Genomic DNA, 14,358 nt, shown 5'->3' with positions numbered 1-14,358 from the left:
TTTTCGTCAGCGGATCCAACGGCTCCGCTTGGCCGCTCTTTAATGTCGTGGCATTAAACGGGATCGGCGAAAACCGGTTGCTCTCCGGACATTCCAGCGACTACGGCCGCAATCTGGTTGGGCGTGCCGATCAGCCCGGTTTGCAGGACAGATTCGAGCTCGAGTGCACCCGCGGGGTCGTTGCTCAGCCAGGTTTCGTTGTACAGGCGCTTGGCGGCACGAATGGCATCCGGTGACTTCTGTGCGATCTCGTCCGCGAGGGCCAGCGCCGCTGACAGCGGATCCGCCGCCGTCCGCGTGACCAGTCCGAGTTCGGAGCCTTCGGTGCCCGACACGATGCGGCCGGTGAACGTCAACTCTTTCGCGACGTCGATCGGTAGCAGTCGCGGCAGCGTCTGCGTGATACCCATGTCGGGAACGAGTCCCCACTTGATTTCCATGATGCTCAGCTTCGCCTCCGGCGCGGCGATCCGGATGTCGGCGCCGAGCGCGATCTGCAGACCGCCACCGAAGCAGTTGCCGTGGATGGCGGCGATGACCGGGACCGGCACCAACGACCAGTCGTAGCTCACGCGCTGAGCGAGGTTCGCCGGCCGGCCCTCTTCTCGGGTCAACAAGACACCGGTGCCACCTTCGCCGCCCATGAAACTTGCCACGTCCAGACCTGAGCAGAAGCTCTTGCCCTCACCGTGCAGGACGACAGCGCGAACCGACGAATCACCGGTCAGCCGCGCTGCGGCATCCACCAACCCTTCGAACATCGCTTGGTCGAGCGCGTTGTGCTTGTCGGCACGGACCATGGTCGCCGTAGCCACGCCGTTGTCGGCGACCCGCACCCGGACTCTGTCTTCGCTCACGGGTAGCAATCTATCGCGCCAGCGGCGGCCAGCCGACGCAAGAGTGTTGCAAGCTGTCCGGCGCGCGCTGTGGTTACCGACCACCAGAGAGATCGGAACCATGATCAACCCGTGACTCGCACCGGCTCTCGAAGTCCGTGGAACGCGCCGGTTGTCTGCAAGCCGCGCTAGGTCGCGGGGCGGTAGCGCGCCTCGGCGAACGAGAACAGACCGTAGGCGAACAAGCCGACGGCGATCAGCCAGAGGACCACCTGCCCCCAGCCCTGGCCGGCGAGTTCGGCCAACAGCCCGGACAACCCCTTGGCGTTCCTCGGGTCGAAAGTCAGGGCGGCGATGACGAAGAAGAACCCGACACCGATGGCCACCAGCCCACTGCCCACGTAACCGCACCGGCCCAGCGCTTCGATGACCTTTCGCTTGTCCTGACTCAGCGTTCCGGTGCGCTTCATGAAGCCCCGGTTGATGGCGTGCTTGTAAATTTCGTAGCCACCGAAGCCGATTGCGGCGAGGCCGACGATCAGCACGATCCACCGTCCGCCGGGCAGACTCATGACCACCCCGGCGGCATGCTGCTGGCCGTCACCACCACCGCCACCACTAGGGACCGCGCCGGCATCGCCGCCCCAGTTCCCGATGAGAATCGACAGCGACGCCAGCGCCGCACCGCTGTAAAGAACGCCCTTGCCCGCATATTTGGCCCGATCGCTGCCGTCCGACCCTTCGATCGGATCACCCGAGACGGCCTGGCTGAATTTCCACACCACCAACGCGATCAGAGCCACCGTCAAGGCGATCAGCAGGAACTTACCGAAGGGCGCCTGCGCGACCGTTTGGATCGCCCCAGCCTTACTAGCGCCTTCCGAGGAGCCATCACCCATAGCGACCTTGATCGCAAGGAAACCCAGGAGCACGTAGAGCGCTCCCTTGCCTATCAGACCGACCCGCGCGACTTTGGATCTGACGTCTCCCGCATGGCTTTGCGCACTGACAGTCACTCTGCTCATCGCGTACTCGCCTTCGTCTAGTGGACCGCTGTGTAATAAGCAGTTACCCACCGCGGGGCCGGGCAATGCGCACACGGGTCGATTCATCTTTAGTCAGTCGATTCATCTTCAGTCAGCGGTACACGAGGTTCGACGCGATGGAACGCGACCAGCCCGTCGCGAGCGCCCGCCTTCCCCGTGATCTCGGGCCGCCCCATCCCGCACAGCGCTAAGTCCCAGCGTCTCGTTCGGATAGGCCACCTTCGCCTGGATCTCGCCCGGCAGCTCGCTCGCTCCGACGATTCTCAATGAGTTGCTCAATGACGCTGTTGGCGTTGCTATCCGGGAGCCCCGACTCCTCGCAGGCCGAGCGGATCTCGGCCTCGGTGAACATCGGCACGGGCTCCTTCTCCCCCCAACCCCAGTTGGGTCGGTCCCCGTTCAACGGAACTCCACAGCCACCGATGGCTCCTTTGGGTCGTTCGACTTTTACGACCAAGATATGCGCCTGATCTGCGTGAGGTCTTTTCGGGAGACTTCGCCGCCGGACGCCTCACCTGCCTTGCCGATCCCGTACTGATAAAAAGTTGTTCTACTACGGCAAGCATGCTCGCCTGACATGCTCGACGATGTCAGCTCTCGAAGGGAGCTCGATGAACTGGTACACCGGCAACACCACTTACGACACCGTTGTGACGATAGGTCTGGTTATCGCGGCCCTGGTGATCATCGGCGGCTTGTTCCGGCAGAGTCCCTACGGCCGATTCGGGGCCACGGCGCGCGGAGTAAATCTCAATCCGAAACTCGGCTGGTGGCTCATGGAAATACCCGCAACCGTGGTGTTCGGCATTTTCTACCTCACTGGGCCGTGCCGATTCGACGCCACGCCGCTGGTGCTCGCGGCAATCTGGCTAATGCATTACGGCAACCGAGGTTGGTTCTTCCCGTTGTCGATCAGACAGGTGCCAGGCAAACGCGGCAGCTTCAATATCGTCGTGCTCGCCTTTGGGATGGTGATCACCACGATGCACGGCTACCTCAACGGCGCGTTCTTCAGCCATGACTACAAACATCAGTACGCCGTCGGTTGGTTGACCGATCCACGGTTTCTTGCCGGGCTGGTTGTCTACCTCGCCGGATTCCTCCTACTGGTCCGGTCGGAGTCGATCGTGCGCAACCTGCGCGAGAAAGCGAACCCTGGCGCAACCGAGTACAAGATCCCGTACGGCGCCGGGTTCCGCTTCGTCACCAGCCCGACATACCTGGGCGAGCTGATCGCGTGGGCCGGGTTCGCCCTGCTGACCTGGTCACTCGCCGGGGTGATCATTTTGTTGATCACGGCAGGCAACTTGGTGCCGCGGGCGTTCGCCACTCACAGGTGGTATCAGGAGAAGTTTCCCGATTATCCACCCGAGCGAAAAGCGTTGATACCCAGACTGATCTGAATAGGTCGAAGCGGTTGCCCGCTGCCAGGACTGCTATCGAGTCGCAGGGGGATTCCGCTGTGCTGCGCAGTGTTAGGTGCACAGGCAGGTGAATTGGCCTGCGCGGCAACGCATGCGAATCGGATTGGTGTCGTCGCTCTTCTCACCCCGACGACGTGGCCGACAGAACGCACGAGCCGCAGGTGTCTGCTTGACAAAGGCTAGTCCCGGCCGTAGCTACTTAACCTCAAGCAGGTCCACCACAAAGATCAGGGACTCGCCGGGCTTGATGACGCCACCGGCACCACGCTCACCGTAGGCGAGGTGGGCGGGGATGAGCAGCTGACGGCGACCGCCTACCTTCATGCCCTGCACACCCTGGTCCCAGCCCTGGATGACCTGGCCGACGCCGAGTCGGAACGTCAACGGCTCACCGCGGTTATACGAAGCGTCGAATTCCTCGCCGGTGGAGTGGGCCACACCGACGTAGTGCACGACCACCGTGTTACCGGCGGTGGCCTCCGCACCGTCGCCCTCGACGATGTCGGTGACAACCAGGCCGGTGGGCGGCTCCCCACCGGGGAAATCGATCTCGGGTTTGTTCGCAGTCATGCTCACCACATTGGCAGACGGTCGGTGGTCTTGCCGACGGGGGCCGAGCACTACTGGTCGTGGTCGGCAGCCACGGTTGCAGCCCGCTCCGTGGCCGTTTGCTGCGGTCCGTCCGAGCGGCGGTAATCACCAAGGCCAAGACCTCGGTGATCGTGGCCCCTCCGTTGTGAAAAGGGCTTGCGGCCCTGACCAATTCTTTGGTGGAGCTGCCGGGAATCGAACCCGGGTCCTACGGCATTCCCTCAAGACTTCTCCGTGCGCAGTTCGCTATGTCTCTACTTGGATCTCCTGGTCACGCGAACCAGCCAGGATGACGATCCCAGTCGCTGTTGGTGTCCCGATGAGTCCCGCGACCGAACTCATCGGTGGATCCCTCTAAATGACGCCAGGGTCCGGGTCGAGGGCTTTCCCGGTCTGACGGACTTGCTGTCGCTTAGGCAGCGAGAGCGAAGTCGCGCTGAGTGTTCTCGGCGCTTAATTGGTTGCAACGACGCTTACGGTGGTCTCTTGCCTGCACCGGCACGCTTCCCTTGATTCGATGCGCGAAGTCGAAACCGTTCAGCCCCTCGCATCCCTGCCGACTTTCCGACAGGAAAACCCATAGTACGCGTCTATCAACCAGCGGCAACGCATTTATCTTCCCTTGACAGACGAGTACCCCCGATCATCGTCGACCGGGGGTACTCGGCTTAGTCAGTCGTCGAGCAGGGCCTGTGGAGCGTTGACGGCCCGGACTCGGCGCGACCGCGGCCTAGCTGATGCCGACGGCCTCCTTGGCTATCGCGGCGACGCGAGTCTGCGCGGCCGAGATGATGCGCTGGCGCTCCTTGTGCGCTTCCTCGTAGGCGATGATGACGCGCACATCACGCGGCTTGTCGAGATCCTTGATCGCGGCCACGGCGTCGTTGACGTTCAGATCGTCGTAGTTCTTGATCGGGAGCTCGCTGGCATCCAGGACACCAACGGTCTCGCGGCCCTGGTGCAGTGCATCCGCAGCACGGTCCGCGCCCTCGTTGCGGGTGACGCGCTCCGCGGCCCGCAACGCGGCGTTCTGCGATGCAGAAACGGCCTTCGCTGCGATCTCGCTGGCGTTTCCGCCGCGCTCCACCAGCTCCTTGAACGCCGGACCCGCGTTGCGCAGGGTCTCGACGGCACGGTCGACGCCGCGCGCCGTCCATGTCACGGGCAGGTTGACGAACTTCACCGCCGTGCCGGCAGCAGCCTGCACCGGGGTACGACGCAGCGCGGCCGGACCGCCCAGCGCGTCCTCGGCGAGCACGGTGGTCAGCCAGTCGACCGTCGCCGCGTGCGCGGTGATGAGGCGATTCGCCAGCTCTTCAACTGCCTTGTTCTCAGCGGCGACAGCAAGCGCCTTGGTGTAGCGCGCGCGGTCCAACAGCTGGTCCTCGAGAGCCAAGTCACCCAGCAGTGCCTCGTCGAACGGCTCGGCCTGTTCGGTCAGGGCCTTCACCGCAGCCGCGGCGCGACCCAAGAACGGGCCGAACACGTCGGGGTAACCGCCCAACTCGCGAATCGCCGACTGGATGGCTTCGGCTCGAACTCGGCCATTCTCAGCGTTCTGCGTGAGCTCACGGCGCACGGCCTCGGTGCGAGCCTGCGCTACGCGAGTCTCCGCGATCTGGATTTCGGTGTTGGTCAGATCGAGCAGAGTGCGAAGCTGCGCGAGCAGTCTGGTCGTATCTGGTGCAGTCATTATGGTTAGGCCTCCTAAGGCTTCCGTCGATTGTTGGCGCGAAAGCGCCTGTGCTACTTCGGCTACCCATCCCTCTGGCGACATCAACATTTACCGCGATCTTGTGACATAGATCGCTTTGCGACCTTCTTGAAGCTGCCAGCGCAGCGAAATAGGCCGTCAGATCACGAAATTCAACTGTTCGACGATGCGTGCCGCCAGTTCTTCGTCGCCGTCAAATTCGATGTCTTGACTGCGCTGCGGGCACAGTGGGCGCCCACCGGCAAGCCTGGTGAATTGCAACGCGTCGACGCGGATCGTGGTCGTCGGGTCCAGACCGCCGAAGTCGTCAACCAACCGGGCGCGACCATCGACGCGCACGCGCATCTGCCGGGCCAGCGGACCGGTCAGATCAAAGAGCACCCGCGAACCGTCGGGCGCTCCGGCGCGCTTGCCGACGACGAATCCCATCGAAGTTTCGATCTCCGCCAGAGACAGTTGGGCAGCCGGACCCGTCAGATCCTCGTCGGAGGAGGGCCGGCCCAGACCGATCCGGATGTCCTGCTCGTGCATCCAGCAGTCGAACACCCGGATGCGCATGAACCGCCCGTAGCTGTCCGGGCCCGCGGGGGTGGGGCCTACCGCGTTCCAGTCGTCGACGGACATATTGTCGAGCACTTTGCGTCGCGTGCTGGTCACCTCGCGAAATTTCTCGAGCACAGTGGCGCCCGGTTCCTGGCTGAGATGGCGCACCCAGCACTCGTTCATCACCCCGATCTCGTTGCGGACGTGCTGCAGCGCGGACACGTCGACATCGGGCGCGGGCGGACTGATCCCCTGCAGGAACGATTCGGTGCCGATGATGTGCGATACGACGGCTTGCACGTCCCAGCCCGCCAGGGCGCTGGGTGTCCGCCAGTCCGGCTCGGACAGGCCGCGCAGCAACTCATCAAGGTCGTCCCACACCGTGAAGAGGCCGGTCAGCACTTCGGACTTGTCGAGCAGGGTTACCGGACGGTCAGCCATGCTCGGATAGTAAGCCCTTTGATCAGCCCATACCCTTGGCTCGCCGCCCGAGCTCCCGGATCACCTCTCGCTGGGCGTCGCGGCGGGCCAGGTCCTGGCGCTTGTCGTGCGCTTGCTTACCGCGGCCCAGCGCCAGTTCGACTTTGACCTTGCCGTCGCGGAAGTACAACGACAATGGCACCAGCGCGTAGTTGCCCTCGCGGATCTTGCCGATCAGGGCGTCGATCTGACGCCGGTGCAGGAGCAGTTTGCGGTTGCGTCGCGGCTCGTGGTTGGTCCAGCTGCCGTGCCGATACTCGGGGATGTGCACATTGCGCAGCCAGATCTCCCCGTCGTCGACGGTGGCGAATGCGTCCACCAACGACGCATGACCTTCGCGCAGACTCTTGACCTCGGTGCCCTGCAAAGCGACACCGGCCTCGAAGACCTCGAGAATCGAATAATTGTGTCGGGCCTTGCGATTGCTGGCGATGATTTTCCGGCCGTCGCCGTGCGGCTTTTTCGCCACTCCTACCGCCGTATGTAGAGGCGCAGCGTCGCATACGCCGTCAACCCCGACATCGCCACACCGAGCAGCAACAGAATCGGGGACACATACAGAATGTCGGCATAGTCGACCCTGGCAATCAAATTGGCTTCATAGAACTGGTTCAGCGCGCTATCCAGGAACAACGCTCGCACCAGGATCAAGCCCGCGATGGCGATCGCAACGCCGATGGTCGCCGCCAAAGTCGCCTCCACCAGGAATGGCAGCTGGGTGTACCACCGACTGGCTCCCACGAGCCGCATGATCCCGATCTCGGTACGGCGCGTATAGGCCGCAACCTGCACCATGTTGGCAATCAGCAGGATCGCCCCCACGGCTTGGACCAGCGCGACGGCAAAGGCGGCACTACTCAGACCGTCCAGCACAGCGAACAGGCGGTCGATCAGCTCCTTCTGATTCAGCACCGAAAGCACCCCGGGTTGGCTTGATACCGCCGCGTCGAAATCTTTGTGCTGCTCGGGGTTGTTCAGTTTGACGATGAACGACGCAGGAAACGAGTCCTTGCCGGCAACGTCCTTGTACTGCGGGAATTTGCGGATGGCGTCGTCGTAGGCCTGCTGGCGGTTGAGGAACCGGACCGACTTGACGTCTTGTCGCTTCTCGATCGTCTCCCGCAACGCCTTGCAGGGGTCGGCATCGCACGACGGGTCGTTGGCAGACACGTCGTCGTTGAGAAAGACCTGGGTCTCGACACGGTCGAGGTAGATATCCCGCGAGCTGTCGGCCAACCGCACTACCAGCAGTCCGCCGCCGAACAACCCGATGGAGATCGCCGTCGTCAGGATCATCGCCACAGTCATGGTGACGTTGCGACGAAATCCGGTCAGGACCTCGTTGAGTAGGAATCCGAGGCGCACTTAGCGATCCATCCCGTAGACACCACGCTCTTCGTCACGGACCAGGCGGCCCAGTGACAACTCGACCACGCGTTGGCGCATCGCGTCCACGATGTGGTGGTCGTGGGTGGCCATCAGCACAGTGGTTCCGGTGCGGTTGATCCGCTCCAACAGATCCATGATGTCCTTACTGGTGTCTGGGTCGAGGTTGCCGGTGGGCTCGTCGGCCAGCAGCACCAGCGGCCGGTTGACGTACGCACGGGCGATTGCCACCCGCTGTTGCTCGCCGCCCGAGAGTTCGTGCGGCAACCGGTTGGCCTTGCCCGACAGGCCCACCGTCTCGAGCACTTCCGGCACCACCCGGTTGATCGCATCGGTGCGCCGGCCGATCACTTCCAGGGCGAAGGCGACATTGTCGTAGACCGTCTTCTGCTGCAGCAGCCGGAAGTCCTGAAAGACGCACCCGATCACCTGGCGCAACTTCGGCACATTGCGACCGCGCAGCTTGTTGACGTGGAACTTCGACACCCGGATATCGCCGGACGTCGGGGTGTCCGCTGCCAGGAGCAGCCGCATGAACGTGGACTTGCCCGAGCCCGACGGACCGATGAGGAAGACGAACTCACCCTTGTCGATCTTGACGTTGATGTCATCCAAGGCCGGACGGGCCGACGATTTGTACTGCTTGGTGACATGTTCCAGGGTGATCATCACGGCACGCCAGTGTAGCCGGGTGTTTCGCTAGGGCGCGAAAGTCAGCTGCCCGGAGCCGGCAAACCGGGCAGCAACGGCGGCGGCGGTGGCGGGTTCGGACTAGGCGTTGACGTCGGCGTGCAGAACGGCGGGATGCACGGCAACTGGATCAACGGCGTGGTTGTTGTCGTCGTCGGTGGCGGTGTCGTCGAGGTCGAAGTCGAAGTCGAAGTCGGAGTCGGCGTGGACGTGGTCGGCGGCTGTTGCAGGCGGGTGCGCGGCACCCAGGTGTAGTTGGGGTCGGGCACAAAGCCCGGCGGCACCACCTGCGACGGCGGCGTGCTGCGCCGGGGCTCCTCGTTCGGCCCGTAGGTCTCGTAGGTCCACCACATGGCGAGGAACGCGACGATCAGCACCAGCGTGGAGGTGCGCATGCGGCCGCCGAACAGGTGGCTCGGCGCCCGCCGTTCCCCTTTGTCCCGGCGCTTGTGCAGCAGGTTCGGCTTCAGCTTCATCGTTGGGCCACCGGACCCTTGTCCGCGTCCGTCACTTCGCTGCGCTCAGGGTAAGGAACGCCGCCGTCGTCGACGACGCCGACGGTCGCATCGGCCGCCGTCACGATGCCGGCGCGGGCCAGGGCGCGGATCACCAGCACCCGCAGCTGCCGCCCGGCTTCGAATTGCTTGCCCGGCAGGGTGCGCGCCACGAGACGCAGCGTGACCGTGTTGACCTCGATGGTTTCCACGCCCATGACGGTGGGTGCGTCGAGCAGCAACTCACCGAGCACCGCGTTGTCGAGGGCGCGCTCACACTCCTGGTGCAACACCTCGTTCACCCGGTTGAGGTCGGCGCTGGTCGACACCGGAATGTCGACGACCGCGCGCGCCCAGTCCTTGGACAGATTGATGGTCTTGACGATCGAGCCGTTGGGGATCGTGAACAACTCACCGTCCGATGAGCGCAGCCGGGTCACCCGCAACGTCACATTCTCGACGGTCCCGCGGGCCTCCGCCGCGACCCCGGTGACCGTCAGCGCCACCAGGTCACCGAAGCCGTACTGGCGCTCGACGATGATGAAGAACCCGGACAGCAGGTCTTTGACCAGCTGCTGGGCGCCGAACCCCAACGCGGCACCGACCACTGTCGCAGGCGCGACGAGGCCGCCCACCGAGAATTGCAGCACGTCACTGATCTGCATGATCACCACGATCGAGATCAGCACGATCGACACCCAGGAGATCACCGAAGCCACCGCCTGGCGGTGCTTGGTGGCCTCCGAGCGCACCAGTGCGTCGCTCTCGGTGAACCCCTCGTCCAGCGAGCGTGTCACCCGCTGGGCCACCCAGTTGACCAGGCGGGCAGCCAGCACCGCGGCGATGACCAGCATGGCGATGCGCAGACCGCGAGTGATGATCCACTCGCCGATCTGGCCGCGCCAGAAGTCATGCCACCGTTGTGCCGCGGAGGCTAGGCCGAGGGAAGGGCCAGCAAAAAACACAGTATTAGTCGTCATCTTTCCTGTTGCGCCACCGGATTCCCGCTTCCAGGAACCCGTCAATGTCTCCATCCAAGACAGCCGCAGGATTGCCCACCTCGTACTCGGTGCGCAGATCCTTGACCATCTGATAGGGGTGCAGCACGTATGACCGCATTTGGTTTCCCCAGGAGCTGCCGCCGTCGCCCTTCAAGGCGTCGAGCTCGGCGCGTTCCTCAGAACGCTTACGCTCCAACAACTTTGCCTGAAGTACCCGCAATGCCGACACTTTGTTCTGCAGTTGGGACTTCTCGTTCTGGCAAGTGACGACGATACCGGTCGGGATGTGGGTGAGTCGAACCGCGGAGTCGGTGGTGTTGACCGACTGACCGCCGGGCCCACTGGACCGGTAGACGTCGACGCGCAGGTCGCCCTCGGGGATTTCGATGTGGTCGGTGGTCTCCACCACCGGCAACACCTCGACCTCCGCGAAAGAGGTCTGACGTCGGCTTTGGTTGTCGAACGGGCTGATCCGCACCAGCCGGTGAGTGCCCTGCTCCACCGACAGGGTGCCGTAGGCGAAAGGCGCGTGCACGGCGAACGTGGCGCTCTTGATCCCCGCCTCCTCGGCATACGATGTGTCGAACACCTCAACTGGGTATTTGTGCTGCTCAGCCCACCGGATATACATCCGCATCAGCATTTCGGCCCAGTCGGCGGCGTCGACCCCGCCCGCACCCGAGCGGATTGTGAGCAATGCCTCACGCTCGTCGTACTCCCCGGACAGCAAAGTGCGCACTTCCGTCGCTTCGATGTCGGCGCGCAGCGCCTTGAGTTCGGCGTCGGCCTCAGCCAGCGCCTCATCGGCCGTGGCGCCTTCTTCTTCGGCGGCCATCTCATAGAGGACCGGCAGGTCATCGAGGCGGCGCCGAAGGTCCTCGATGCGGCGCAACTCCCCCTGCGTATGGGACAACTCACTGGTGACGCGCTGCGCGCGGGCCTGGTCGTCCCACAGCTTCGGGTCCGACGCCTCCTGCTCGAGCGTCTGAATTCGACTCTTCAGACCGTCGACGTCCAGTACCCGTTCCACCGTGGTCAGGGTGGCGTCAAGGGCGGCGATATCGGCTTGACGGTCAACTTCCACAGGCGCCCACGTTACCGTCAGCACCGTCTAGCATCAGGAGACCATCAGGTGCACCGCGCCCCTTGCGGCTGCAGCCGGGCACGAATAGAAGGTTTACATGCGTCCCTACCACGTGGCGATCGTCGGCTCCGGGCCGTCGGGTTTCTTCGCTGCCGCTTCCCTGCTCAAGGCCGCTGACTCGTCCAAAGAACTGGACGTGGTCGTCGACATGCTCGAGATGCTCCCTACCCCGTGGGGTTTGGTGCGCTCCGGCGTGGCACCCGACCACCCCAAGATCAAGTCGATCAGCAAACAGTTCGAGAAAACGGCCGCCGACTCGCGGTTCCGCTTTTTCGGCAACGTGGTGGTCGGTGAGCACATCCAGAGCGCCGAACTGGCCGACCGGTACGACGCGGTGATCTACGCCGTCGGCGCTCAGTCGGACAAACCTCTGAACATTCCCGGTGAGGATCTGACCGGCAGCATCTCCGCCGTCGACTTCGTGGGCTGGTACAACGCACACCCCCACTTCGAGGACAAGACACCGAACCTGTCCGGCGCGCGAGCGGTCGTGGTGGGTAACGGCAACGTCGCCATCGACGTCGCCCGGATTCTGGTCACCGACCCGGACGTGCTGGCACAGACCGATATCGCCGATCACGCGCTGGAGTCGCTGCGTCCGTGTGGGGTGGGCGAGGTGGTGATCATCGGCCGTCGCGGTCCGCTGCAGACCGCGTTCACCACGCTTGAACTGCGCGAGCTCGGTGAGCTCGAGGGTGTCGACGTGATTGTCGACCCAGCTCAACTGCAGGACATCAGCGACGAGGACGTCGAGGCGGCGGGCAAGACAACCAAACAGAACATCAAGGTGCTGCGCGGTTACGCCGAACGCGAGCCGCGGCCGAACCATCGCCGAATTGTGTTCCGGTTCTTCACCTCACCGATCGAGATCAAGGGCGAGACGCACGTCGAAAGCATCGTGCTGGGCCGCAACGAACTGGTCACCGATGAAAGCGGCTGGGTATCGGCCAAGGACACCGGCGAGCGTGAGGAGCTTCCGGCGCAGCTCGTCGTGCGCTCCGTCGGTTACCGTGGCGTGCCGACGGCCGGACTGCCGTTCGACGAGAAGCGCGGGACCATCCCGCATAGCGACGGCCGGATCGACGGCAGCCGCAACGAATATGTCGTCGGCTGGATCAAACGCGGTCCCACCGGGGTGATCGGTACCAACAAATCGGACTCGCAAGACACCGTCGACACCCTCCTCCAGGATCTGGCCGGCGCCGCACTGGCGGACTTCCCCGACGATCACGCCGACCGGCTCGCCGGCTGGCTGACCGAACGCCAGCCCAAGGTGGTCACCACCGCGCACTGGGAAGTGATCGACCAGTTCGAGCGAGCTGCCGGCGAGCCGCACGGCCGGCCCCGCGTCAAACTGCCCAACCTCACCAAGCTGCTCGACATCGGGCACGGCTGAGAGCGGGCGAAGCGGGTCGCCACTATCCCAGCAGCACTCCGGGATTGAGAATCCCGGCCGGGTCCAGCGCATGCTTGACCGCACGCAGGGCCGCCGCGAATGGGTCGGGACGTTGCCGGTCGTACCACGGCCGGTGGTCGCGCCCGACCGCGTGATGGTGGGTGATCGTTCCGCCAGTGGCGCTAATCGCCTCGGAGACAGCGGCTTTCATCTCATCCCACTGTGCGTCCAGGGAACCCCAGCGCCCGGCGGCGTAGATCCCGTAATACGGGGCCGGGCCATCCGGGTACACATGGGTGAATCGACAGGTCACCACCCCGGCGCCGCAGACCCGTTCGATCGCGGTCCGGGCGGCGTCGGTCACCGCGGCATGCAGAGCCTCGAATCCGTGCCAGGTGCAAGCGGTTTCGAAGGTTTCGGCGATGACGCCGCGGCGCGCGAGGGCGTCCCGCTGGTAGGGCATCCGTAGGAACGCCGAGCGCCAGCTCTCCGAGGCGTCCGCGGAACCCATTTCCGCCCTTCCGCTTTGGGAGTCGCGGCTGCGGCGGGCAAGGACGGTGCCACCGTGCTCGGCGGCGATCTCCACCGCCCGGTTGAGCCACGGATCTATCGGGTGGTCCGCCGATTCGAAAGCAAGCACCAGCAGACCACCACTGACCGCGGTGCCTGCGTTCAGGAACGCCTCGGCAGGATCGAGCAGTCGGCAGTTGGCCGGAAACAATCCGGCCTGCGCGATGGCGCGGGTCGCGGCGACCGCCGCGGTCCAATCCTGGAACGACACAGATGCCGTCACCTGCCAGCGCGGACGATTCTGTAACCGCATCCATGCCTCGGTGATGACGCCGAGCGTGCCCTCGGAGCCGACGAAGAGCCGGTCGGGTGAAGGGCCGGCGCCCGAACCCGGCAGTCGGCGCGATTCGCTGATCCCGGCCGGGGTGACCACGCGCACGGATTCGGTCAGATCGTCGATATGGGTATACAGGGTCGCGAAGTGCCCGCCGGCGCGGGTGGCCAGCCAGCCGCCGAGGCTGGAGAACGCGAACGACTGCGGGAAGTGTCGCAGCGTCAGATTGTGCCGGCGCAGCTGGTCTTCAATCCAGGGCCCGAGCGCGCCCGCCTGGATCCGAGCGGCCCGGCTGATCTGGTCGACCTCGACCACCGCGCTCATCGCACTGACGTCCAGCGTGACTGCGGGCACCTCGAAACGCGGTTCCACGCCGCCCACCACGGAGCTGCCGCCGCCGTACGGAATCACTGAAATCTGTTCGCTCGTACACCAATCCAGCACATCGACGACATCCTGTTCGCGGCGCGGCCGCACGATCAGGTCGGGAACGTGATCGAGATTGCCCTGCAGATTTCGTGCCACGTCGCGAAACGCCTTGCCGCGCGCATGTCCGGCCCGATCGATCACCTGGTTCGAGCACAATCCCGCCAGCGCGGCCGGCGGAGTGACCCGCGGGTCGGGCAAGCCGAGCGCGGCGGGGTCAGGTGGCCGGTGGTCGGTCAGGTCGTGACCCGGCAGCATGGCAGCTACACGTGTCACCAACTCGCTCGTCTCGTGTTGCGTGAGAGCCTGTTCGAGCGTTCCCCACCCCCACCACGACCGCATG

At 64.4% G+C, this 14,358-nt stretch carries 15 protein-coding genes and 1 other RNA gene; 3 read left to right on the top strand and 13 right to left on the bottom strand.

Annotated elements, in window-relative coordinates; all coding sequences use genetic code 11:
* Positions 1 to 53 precede the first annotated feature (53 nt).
* Both A5636_RS15690 and A5636_RS15685 read right to left on the bottom strand, forming a co-directional pair.
* Entirely contained in the window at positions 54 to 857 is an 804-nt protein-coding gene (locus tag A5636_RS15690) for a crotonase/enoyl-CoA hydratase family protein (protein ID WP_065159552.1), read from the bottom strand.
* Between the two features lie 167 nt (positions 858 to 1,024).
* A complete protein-coding gene (locus A5636_RS15685) occupies positions 1,025 to 1,861 on the bottom strand; it encodes a DUF1206 domain-containing protein (RefSeq protein ID WP_065159551.1) in 837 nt (278 codons plus the stop codon).
* 632 nt (positions 1,862 to 2,493) lie between these two features.
* Here A5636_RS15685 and A5636_RS15680 point away from each other — a divergent pair.
* Positions 2,494 to 3,285, top strand: a complete 792-nt coding sequence (locus A5636_RS15680; protein WP_065159550.1) for a methyltransferase — start codon at positions 2,494 to 2,496, stop codon at positions 3,283 to 3,285.
* Positions 3,286 to 3,501: 216 nt separating this feature from the next.
* On the opposite strand, the gene A5636_RS15675 is transcribed toward A5636_RS15680, so the two are convergent.
* A complete protein-coding gene (locus tag A5636_RS15675; RefSeq protein ID WP_065159549.1) occupies positions 3,502 to 3,876 on the bottom strand; it encodes an FKBP-type peptidyl-prolyl cis-trans isomerase in 375 nt (124 codons plus the stop codon).
* Positions 3,877 to 3,935: 59 nt separating this feature from the next.
* Here A5636_RS15675 and A5636_RS27745 point away from each other — a divergent pair, with 59 nt between their 5' ends.
* Entirely contained in the window at positions 3,936 to 4,046 is a 111-nt protein-coding gene (locus tag A5636_RS27745) for a hypothetical protein (protein ID WP_172827245.1), read from the top strand.
* A gap of 28 nt (positions 4,047 to 4,074) precedes the next feature.
* On the opposite strand, the gene ssrA is transcribed toward A5636_RS27745, so the two are convergent.
* The 9 genes from ssrA to prfB all read right to left on the bottom strand — a co-directional run bounded on the left by ssrA (position 4,075) and on the right by prfB (position 11,289).
* Positions 4,075 to 4,442: a transfer-messenger RNA gene (gene ssrA, locus A5636_RS15670) on the bottom strand.
* 185 nt (positions 4,443 to 4,627) lie between these two features.
* Complete coding sequence (locus A5636_RS15665) at positions 4,628 to 5,590, bottom strand: hypothetical protein (protein ID WP_065159548.1); 963 nt, start codon at positions 5,588 to 5,590, stop codon at positions 4,628 to 4,630.
* A 159-nt stretch (positions 5,591 to 5,749) separates the two neighbouring features.
* Positions 5,750 to 6,595: a maleylpyruvate isomerase family mycothiol-dependent enzyme gene (locus A5636_RS15660; RefSeq protein ID WP_065159547.1), complete on the bottom strand. Its 846-nt coding sequence runs from the start codon at positions 6,593 to 6,595 to the stop codon at positions 5,750 to 5,752.
* 22 nt (positions 6,596 to 6,617) lie between these two features.
* The gene (gene smpB, locus A5636_RS15655) at positions 6,618 to 7,103 is read right to left on the bottom strand and encodes an SsrA-binding protein SmpB (RefSeq protein WP_065159546.1); all 486 of its coding nucleotides are present in this window, start codon (positions 7,101 to 7,103) and stop codon (positions 6,618 to 6,620) included.
* Between the two features lie 2 nt (positions 7,104 to 7,105).
* Complete coding sequence (ftsX, locus tag A5636_RS15650) at positions 7,106 to 7,999, bottom strand: permease-like cell division protein FtsX (protein WP_065159545.1); 894 nt, start codon at positions 7,997 to 7,999, stop codon at positions 7,106 to 7,108.
* A complete protein-coding gene (gene ftsE, locus A5636_RS15645; protein ID WP_065159544.1) occupies positions 8,000 to 8,689 on the bottom strand; it encodes a cell division ATP-binding protein FtsE in 690 nt (229 codons plus the stop codon).
* Positions 8,690 to 8,733: 44 nt separating this feature from the next.
* Positions 8,734 to 9,186: a hypothetical protein gene (locus A5636_RS15640; protein ID WP_065159543.1), complete on the bottom strand. Its 453-nt coding sequence runs from the start codon at positions 9,184 to 9,186 to the stop codon at positions 8,734 to 8,736.
* A complete protein-coding gene (locus tag A5636_RS15635; RefSeq protein ID WP_065159542.1) occupies positions 9,183 to 10,184 on the bottom strand; it encodes a mechanosensitive ion channel family protein in 1,002 nt (333 codons plus the stop codon). Before A5636_RS15635 ends, A5636_RS15640 begins: the two co-directional genes overlap by 4 nt.
* Positions 10,174 to 11,289, bottom strand: a complete 1,116-nt coding sequence (gene prfB, locus A5636_RS15630; RefSeq protein ID WP_065159541.1) for a peptide chain release factor 2 — start codon at positions 11,287 to 11,289, stop codon at positions 10,174 to 10,176. The genes A5636_RS15635 and prfB overlap by 11 nt, the downstream gene beginning before the upstream one ends.
* Positions 11,290 to 11,386: 97 nt before the next feature.
* Here prfB and A5636_RS15625 point away from each other — a divergent pair, with 97 nt between their 5' ends.
* The gene (locus tag A5636_RS15625) at positions 11,387 to 12,745 is read left to right on the top strand and encodes an FAD-dependent oxidoreductase (protein ID WP_065159540.1); all 1,359 of its coding nucleotides are present in this window, start codon (positions 11,387 to 11,389) and stop codon (positions 12,743 to 12,745) included.
* 22 nt (positions 12,746 to 12,767) lie between these two features.
* Here A5636_RS15625 and A5636_RS15620 read toward each other — a convergent pair whose 3' ends face one another.
* Complete coding sequence (locus A5636_RS15620; RefSeq protein ID WP_065159539.1) at positions 12,768 to 14,357, bottom strand: FAD-binding oxidoreductase; 1,590 nt, start codon at positions 14,355 to 14,357, stop codon at positions 12,768 to 12,770.
* Position 14,358: the final 1 nt, after the last annotated feature.

The organism is Mycobacterium asiaticum, from assembly GCF_001673315.1.
In the GTDB taxonomy this organism is placed as follows: domain Bacteria; phylum Actinomycetota; class Actinomycetes; order Mycobacteriales; family Mycobacteriaceae; genus Mycobacterium; species Mycobacterium asiaticum_B.
Note: the sequence above shows the minus strand (reverse complement) of the source record. Positions and strands in the feature narration are given on the sequence as shown.